Origin of the sequence: Streptomyces sp. NPDC047853 (assembly GCF_043204535.1) — a bacterium.
Taxonomy (GTDB): domain Bacteria; phylum Actinomycetota; class Actinomycetes; order Streptomycetales; family Streptomycetaceae; genus Streptomyces.
Window position 1 is genome coordinate 330,276 of sequence record NZ_JBIDCI010000008.1, and the last position, 7,468, is coordinate 337,743.

General features: G+C 71.2%; 7 protein-coding genes and 1 pseudogene. 5 read left to right on the forward strand and 3 right to left on the reverse strand.

Annotated features, from left to right (window positions below; genetic code table 11):
* Nucleotides 1-86: 86 nt before the first annotated feature.
* On the forward strand, nucleotides 87-905 hold the full coding sequence (locus ACGF5T_RS18195) for a siderophore-interacting protein (protein WP_356611670.1): 819 nt from the start codon (nucleotides 87-89) through the stop codon (nucleotides 903-905).
* A 124-nt stretch (nucleotides 906-1,029) separates the two neighbouring features.
* Here the strand turns inward: ACGF5T_RS18195 and ACGF5T_RS18200 are convergent, their stop codons facing one another.
* Together ACGF5T_RS18200 and ACGF5T_RS18205 are read right to left on the reverse strand one after the other, a co-directional pair.
* Nucleotides 1,030-1,422 (reverse strand): VOC family protein, encoded by a 393-nt coding sequence (locus ACGF5T_RS18200; protein WP_356611668.1) that lies wholly within the window; start codon nucleotides 1,420-1,422, stop codon nucleotides 1,030-1,032.
* Entirely contained in the window at nucleotides 1,419-1,715 is a 297-nt protein-coding gene (locus ACGF5T_RS18205) for a metalloregulator ArsR/SmtB family transcription factor (protein WP_356611666.1), read from the reverse strand. Before ACGF5T_RS18205 ends, ACGF5T_RS18200 begins: the two co-directional genes overlap by 4 nt.
* A gap of 368 nt (nucleotides 1,716-2,083) precedes the next feature.
* Between ACGF5T_RS18205 and ACGF5T_RS18210 the strand changes: the two genes are divergently transcribed.
* Together ACGF5T_RS18210 and ACGF5T_RS18215 are read left to right on the forward strand one after the other, a co-directional pair.
* The gene (locus tag ACGF5T_RS18210; RefSeq protein WP_366767950.1) at nucleotides 2,084-2,602 is read left to right on the forward strand and encodes a lytic polysaccharide monooxygenase auxiliary activity family 9 protein; all 519 of its coding nucleotides are present in this window, start codon (nucleotides 2,084-2,086) and stop codon (nucleotides 2,600-2,602) included.
* A gap of 149 nt (nucleotides 2,603-2,751) precedes the next feature.
* Nucleotides 2,752-3,480 carry a chitinase gene (locus ACGF5T_RS18215; RefSeq protein ID WP_366767951.1) on the forward strand — a complete coding sequence of 243 codons (729 nt, stop codon included), beginning with the start codon at nucleotides 2,752-2,754 and terminating at the stop codon, nucleotides 3,478-3,480.
* Nucleotides 3,481-3,597: 117 nt separating this feature from the next.
* Here ACGF5T_RS18215 and ACGF5T_RS18220 read toward each other — a convergent pair whose 3' ends face one another.
* Nucleotides 3,598-4,668, reverse strand: coding sequence for a glycoside hydrolase family 43 protein (locus ACGF5T_RS18220; RefSeq protein WP_366767952.1), 1,071 nt, complete (start codon nucleotides 4,666-4,668; stop codon nucleotides 3,598-3,600).
* A 263-nt stretch (nucleotides 4,669-4,931) separates the two neighbouring features.
* Here ACGF5T_RS18220 and ACGF5T_RS18225 point away from each other — a divergent pair, with 263 nt between their 5' ends.
* A complete protein-coding gene (locus ACGF5T_RS18225) occupies nucleotides 4,932-7,151 on the forward strand; it encodes an alpha-N-acetylglucosaminidase (protein WP_366767953.1) in 2,220 nt (739 codons plus the stop codon).
* A 111-nt stretch (nucleotides 7,152-7,262) separates the two neighbouring features.
* Nucleotides 7,263-7,468, forward strand: a pseudogene (locus tag ACGF5T_RS18230) (glycerophosphodiester phosphodiesterase); the annotation flags it as partial.

Consider the following 7,468-nt stretch of genomic DNA (forward strand, 5'->3'; position numbering starts at 1 on the left):
CGGCCGGAATTCGGTGGAGCGACGGGAAGCGGGCTTCCGTACGGGTGCCCACCGAACCACGCGGAAGTTAGGCTAGCCTTGCCTTCATGGCCAAGGTTCGTCGGCTCACGCCGCAGCACCCCCGGATGTTCCACGCCCGCGTCGTACGCGCGGAACGGGTCTCCCCGTCCATGCAGCGCGTGACGGTCACCGGAGACAGCCTCGCCGAGTTCCCGTGGGCGGGCTACGACCACTGGTTCCGGCTGTTCTTCCCGCTGCCCCGCCAACAACGGCTCCGGCTGCCGGAGTTCACCGGTTCGCAGTGGTGGCAGCCGTATCTGGCGATTCCCGAGCACGAGCGGCCGCACTGCGCCAACTACTCGGTGGCGGACTTCCGGCCGCGGTCGGCGGAGCTGGACATCGACTTCGTCGTCCACCGCGGTCCGGGAGGCGAGATCGAGGGCAGGGCCGCGATCTGGGCCTGCCAAGCCGGTCCGGGTGACACCCTCGCCCTGCTCGACCAGGGCATCCTGTTCGACTGCCCGCAGGGCGCCTCCGAGGTCACCATCGTGGCCGACGAGACCGGACTGCCCGCCACGGCGAGCATTCTCCGGTCCCTGCCCGCCGGCACCGTCGGACGGCTCATCCAGGAGGTCCCGACCCCGGACGACCGGCGCGCACTCGACGCCCCGGCCGGCGTGTCCGTCTCCTGGGTGGTACGCGAGGACCGCACCGCGGTCCCCGGCGCGGGCGCGCTCCGCGAACTGCGGCGGCTCACCTCCGCCGCCGCGACCGGGTACGCCTTCGTCGTCGGCGAGTCGATGCTGGCCACCGAGGGACGCAGGCACCTGCACCGTGCGGGGCTGCCGAAGGACCGCATCACCTTCTCGGGTTTCTGGAAGCACGAGAAGGCACAGGCAGCCTGACCGGCCGCCGGGAACGGGCACGCACCCGCCCCGCACGGCGGCGGCACGCCCGCCGGCACCCCCGGTGACCCGGCTCCCCGTCCACGGTCCCTCGCGCCGGGGGGTGCCGGGAACCGCGAGGCGCCTACTGCTCCTGTGCAGCGATCTGGATCAGGTTTCCGCAGGTGTCGTCGAAGACCGCGGTGGTGACCGGGCCCATCTCCAGCGGTTCCTGGGTGAAGTGGACGCCGTGGCCGCGCAGGCGCTCGTACTCCGCCTTCACGTCGCCGACCGCGAACTGGGCGAGCGGGATGCCGTCCTTGACGAGTGCGTCGCGGTAGGTCCGCGCGGCCGGGTGGCCCGCGGGCTCCAGCAGGAGTTCGGTGCCGTCCGGCTCCTCGGGGGAGACGACGGTCAGCCACCGGTCCTTCTCCCCCACCGGGACGTCGTGCTTCTTCACGAAGCCGAGGATCTCCGTGTAGAAGCGCAGGGCCTCGGCCTGGTCGTCGACGAAGATGCTGGTCAGGCGGATTCTCATGGGGAGCTCTCTTCCGGTCCGTCGGGTGGGGGCCATCGCTCGGCGATCTGCCGCAGCGGGGCCGTGTTCAGGTCGTGGTACTTGTAGCGGCCCTCGCGGCTGGTCTCCACGAGCCCGGCCGCCTCCAGCACCGCGAGGTGCTGGGAGACCGCCTGCCGCGAGATGCCCAGCCGGTGCTTCATGCTCAGTCGCGAGCAGATCTCGAACAGTGTCTGCCCGGACCGCTCCGCGAGCTCGTCCATGATGATCCGGCGCGTCGGGTCGGCCAGGGCTTTGAAGAGGTCGTCGGCCACACGCCCCATGATAGGCAAGGCGCCACTTGCCTATCAAGTCGAGACCCGTCAGGCGGCGAACCGGCACCCGGATCACCGAGGGGCACGCCGTCCGCCCTCACGACACCCGGACACCTCACCGACCCCCGCACGCCACACCCTTGACACGGTCATGTCGGCCGCTTGTATGGTCTAGTCCAACAGAACTCGCCGTTCCGCTTGGAGAGTTGACCCCTGTCCGGGCAGCGCTCCCCACCGGAGCGACGAGTGTGCCCACCTTCGCGTCTCTCGATCCCCCCACTCACGAGAGGCCGGACCCGACGTGCGCGTCACCCCCCACACCTGACCGCGCGTGCTCCGGGGTCGGCCTGAGCTGAAGGAGTTTTCCCATGCACGCAGGCAGGAAGACCGCCGTACTGATCGGCGCGGCCCTCGCCCCCGTCATCGCCGTCAGCCTCCCCGCCGCCTCGGCGAGCGCCCACGGCTACATCTCGAACCCGCCCAGCCGCCAGGCCCAGTGCGCGGCGGGCACCGTGTCCTGCGGGGACATCACCTACGAACCCCAGAGCGTCGAGGGCTCCAAGGGCCTGACCAGCTGCAGCGGCGGCAACAGCCGCTTCGCGGAGCTGGACGACGACAGCAAGGGCTGGGCCGTCACACCGGTACCCAGGAACGCGACGTTCTCGTGGAAGCTCACCGCCCAGCACGCCACCAGCACCTGGGAGTACTACGTCGGCGGTCAGCGGATCGCCCTGTTCGACGACGGCGGCGCCAAGCCCGGCGCGGTGGTCGACCACCAGGTGGACTTCGGCGGCCTGAGCGGCCGGCAGAAGGTGCTCGCCGTGTGGAACGTGGCCGACACCGACAACGCGTTCTACGCGTGCATCGACGTCCACGTCGGCGGCTGACGGCTCCGATGAAGGAGGCACCCGGGGGCAGGAGCCCCGCCCCCGGGTGCCGGAACCGTCCCGGCCGGGGGCGGGAGCGTACGGGGAGCACACCACCGCCCCCTCTTCCTCGGCATGCCGTACCCCCACCTGATCAGGAGTCGACCACCGTGCACCGTCGTACCTTCGCCCTGCTGGCCGCCACCGGCGCGGCCGCCGCCCTCTGCACCCTGACCCTCGCACCGACCGCCGCCGCCGAGAAGTCCGACGCACGCGCCGCCGGATTCGTGGTCACCGAGGCGCAGTTCGACGAGATGTTCCCGAACAGGAACTCCTTCTACACCTACAGCGGTCTCACCGCCGCGCTCAGCGCCTACCCCGGCTTCTCGAACACGGGCGACGACACGGTGAAGAAGCAGGAGGCCGCCGCCTTCCTGGCCAATGTCAGTCACGAGACCGGCGGGCTCGTCCATGTCGTCGAGCAGAACACCGCCAACTATCCGCACTACTGCGACACGACCCAGCCGTACGGCTGCCCGGCCGGCAACGACAAGTACTACGGGCGCGGCCCCGTGCAGCTCAGCTGGAACTTCAACTACAAGGCCGCCGGCGACGCCCTCGGCATCGACCTCCTCAACAACCCGGACCTGGTCCAGAACGACGCGGCCGTGGCCTGGAAGACCGGCCTGTGGTACTGGAACACGCAGAGCGGGTCCGGCACCATGACACCGCACGACGCCATGGTCGACGGCGCGGGCTTCGGGGAGACGATCCGGGCCATCAACGGCAGCCTGGAGTGCGACGGCGGGAACCCCGCCCAGGTCCAGAGCCGGATCGACAACTACCAGCGCTTCACCCGTCTGCTCGGCGTCGCCCCCGGGGACAACCTCGGCTGCTAGGGCGTACCGCTCGACGGACACGGGCGTCGTGCCCCGCGGAAGCCTCCGCGCGGCACGGCGCCCCTTCCACCGGGTCACCCGGTGGCCCACCTACGAGCCGGCGCCGGCCCCGCGGTCCTACTCGAAGAACTTGAGGCTCCAGCCGGTGTCGCTGCGGGGGCCGGGCACGCCGGAGCGGCTGTAGGTCGTCCCGCCCCACCAGCAGAAGGTGCCGGTGTACCAGTAGCGGTTCTCCCAGGCGTACGGCGTTCCCTTCGCGACCGCGTGGAACATCAGGGGGAACCGGGGACCGGCGGGCGGGCTCGTGGCGATGTCGCCGTCCAGCAGGACGAAGCTGTGGTGGCCGGGGCCGTCGACGTGGAGCGTGGGGTCCCAGCCCGGCATCATGGTGGAGCGGTGGGAGCCGAACAGGCAGCCGTTGGACTTGTACCAGTCCCACACGTAGGTCGGGTCACCGCCGGCCCGCAGCCTCAGGTCGGCGAGGCAGTACTGGTCGCTCCAGCTCCCGTTGGCCGAGTACGCGATGTGCAGCTGCCCGTTCGGGTCCAGGACGGGCTCGGGCCCCTCGTTGATGAACGGGTTGCCCACCACGCGCTCCCAGCTCTCCCGCGGCTGCGAGATGACGTACCGCGCGCCGGTCGGCGTGGTCGGGCTGCTCATCCGCGCGATGTAGAGGTTCTGCTCGACGTCGGTGTCGCCGGCCCAGCCCGACCAGACGAACCAGCGCTGCCCGGAGAAGGTGAACAGGGTCCCGTCGATGGCCCACTTGTCGTCGGGGAGGGCCAGACGCGTCTCGGCGGTGTACCCGCTGTCCGCGGTGGCCGAACTGATCACGTACATCCGGTGGGCCGCGCCGCGCCCCGCCGCGAAGTAGATGTGGTAGCGGCCGCCGTCCCGCACGATCTCGGGCGCCCACACCTCGCCGCGGTCACGGGTGTCCCACCAGACCTGCCGAGCGGGAGCCGACGCCAGGGCCGCCGTCGACGCGGCCTGCCGTACCACGATGCCGCCAGCGGCGGACTGCACCGAGACGTAGGTGCCGCCGACCCGGATCACACTGGGGTCGGCGGCCCGCAGGCCGGTCTGCTCCGCCTGGGCGGGACCGCCGGAGGACAGGAGCAGCAGGACGGCGAGGACACCGGCCGAGGCGGCGGCGACGGCGCGGAAGAGGTGCCGGACAGGCTTCATGTTCCCTACCTCGGTGGGCTCCACAGGGTCTGCGTGTCCGCGGCCGCTCCACTCCGTGTTCCACCGCCTCCTCACCGGGCCGCGTTTACATCGATGGAAGGAGACGTGCCCAGCATCCCGATTCGTACTGGACATGTCAATGCGGTGGGCGTGGCCGGAGGTGCGCCGCACGGAGCAAAGGGGCCGAGAGTCGGTCTTGACCGGTGACCCTCCGCCCTCCATATTCACGAACACACCGTCGACAACACGGACAGAGGTGACCGGTGAGAAGCCTCAGACCCTGGGCTGCCCTGTACGCGGCCGTCGCTCTCGTCCTCCTCACCACGGCCCTGCGGCCCGTCCCCTCCCCCGCGGCGGCCGCTCCCGCGGGCGAGCCGGCCTTCGCCACCCAACCCGCCAGGGCAGCCCTCGCCCGGCTGCTCCCGCGCCACGCCGCGCAGTTCACCCTCGTCGCCGTGGACCGCCCGGCGTCCGGCGACTGGTTCGGCGTCTCCGGCGGCGCCGGACGGGTACGCGTGCAGGGCACCAGTCCCGCCGTGCTCCTCAGCGGCGTCAACTGGTACCTCAAGCACACGGCCCACGTGGACCTCGGCTGGCCCGGCCGGAGCACGGCCCGTCTGCCCCGCACCCTGCCCGCCCCCGGCGAGCCCGTCCGCAGACAGGCCTCGGTACCGCACCGCTTCGCGCTCAACGACACCGATGACGGCTACTCCGGCGCCTACCGCGACTGGGCCGACTACGAGAAGCAGATCGACCTCCTCGCCCTGCACGGCGTCAACGAGGTCTTCGTGCAGATGGGTGCCGACGCCGTCTACTACGAGACCCTCCAGGAGTTCGGCTACTCCGAGGACGAACTGAGGTCCTGGATCCCCGGACCGGCACACCAGCCCTGGTGGCTGATGCAGAACATGTCCGGCTTCGGCGGCCCCGTCTCCGAGCGCCTGCTCCGGGACCGCGCGGACCTCGGCCGCCGGATCGCGGACCGGCTGCGCGAACTCGGCATGACTCCCGTACTGCCCGGCTACTACGGCACCGTGCCTCCGGGTTTCACCGAGCGCAATCCCACCGGTCCGGTCGTCCCGCAGGGTGACTGGGTCGGATTCGAGCGGCCCGACTGGCTCGACCCGCGCAGCGCGGTCTTCCCGAAGGTGGCCGCCTCGTTCTACCGTCACCAGCGGAGGCTGTTCGGTGCCTCGACGATGTACAAGATGGATCTGCTGCACGAGGGCGGACGGCCCGGGAACGTACCCGTGCGGGACGCCGCGCAAGCCGTGATGAAGGCTCTCCAGACCGCCCGCCCGGGCGCCGTATGGACTCTGATCGGCTGGCAGAACAACCCGTCGACGCAGATCATCGACGCCGTCGACAAACGCAGGCTGCTCATCGTCGACGGTCTGTCCGACCGCTACGACGGCCTCGACCGCGAAGCCGCCTGGCACGGCGCGCCCTACGCCTTCGGCACCATCCCGAACTTCGGCGGACACACCACCATGGGTGCCAACACCGCCGTCTGGGCCGAGCGGTTCGAGCAGTGGCGCACCAAGGCGGGGAGCGCGCTCGCGGGCATCGCCTACATGCCGGAGGGCACCGGCGGCAACCCCGTCGCCTACGAGCTGTTCACCGAACTGGCCTGGCGTACGGGACCCGTGGACCAGCGGAAGTGGTTCGCCGGCTACGCGGAACGCCGCTACGGCGGCCCCGACCCGCATGCGAGTGCGGCGTGGGAGCTGCTGCGCGCCGGCCCGTACAGCACCCCCTCCGGGACGTGGAGCGAGTCGCAGGACAGCCTGTTCACCGCGCGGCCCCGGCTCACGGCCACCAACGCGGCGAGCTGGAGTCCCGGCGCGATGAGGTACGACCCGGAGACGGTACGCCGGGCGCTGGCCGAGCTGCTGCGGGTCGCACCGGCCCTGCGCAGCACCGACGCCTACCGTTTCGACCTGGTCGACGTCGCCCGCCAGGTCCTGGCCAACCACAGCCGGACCCTGCTCCCGCAGATCAAGGCCGCCTACGACGCCGGGGACCTGCCCCGCTTCCGGGAGCGTGCCGCCGAGTGGAAGAGGAGCCTCACGCTGCTGGACCGGCTGCTCGCCACGGACACCCGCTTCCTCCTCGGCCCGTGGCTGGAGGACGCGAAGTCCTGGGGCCGTACGGAGGCGCAGAAGGCCGCCGCCGAGTTCGACGCACGCTCGATCCTCACCACCTGGGGGCACCGCTCCGGCAGCGACTCGGGCGGCCTGCGGGACTACGCCAACCGGGAATGGTCCGGACTGGTCTCCGACTTCTACGCGATGCGCTGGACCACGTACCTCGACTCGCTCGACACCGCTCTGGTCACCGGCCGGCCACCGGTCGCCATCGACTGGTTCGCCCTGGAGAACGACTGGAACCAGCGGCGTGACCGATACCCCGTGAAGGCGTCCGGCGCTCCCGTGGCCCTGGCCACCGCGGTACTCCGGGCCGTTTCCACGCCCTCCTCCTGACCGTACAGGGACCGGCGGCGGCCCCGTCCGGGACGCCACCGGTCCGCGACGACCGTTCCCCGCTCCGCTCCACCGGCTGGTCACACGACACGGGAGGCTGCAGTGAGACAGGTGGGCAACAGACGCACGGGTGTCGTGGTGGCGGTGCTGGGTGGTCTGGCCCTGGCACTGACCTCGACGACCGCGCACGCCGACGAACACGCCACCGGCACCACAACCAGAACCCCCAGCACCCCACCCGACGCCATCGCACACCGCGGATCCTCCGGCATGGCCCCCGAGAACACCGCCGCCGCCATCAACCTCGCCGTCCGACA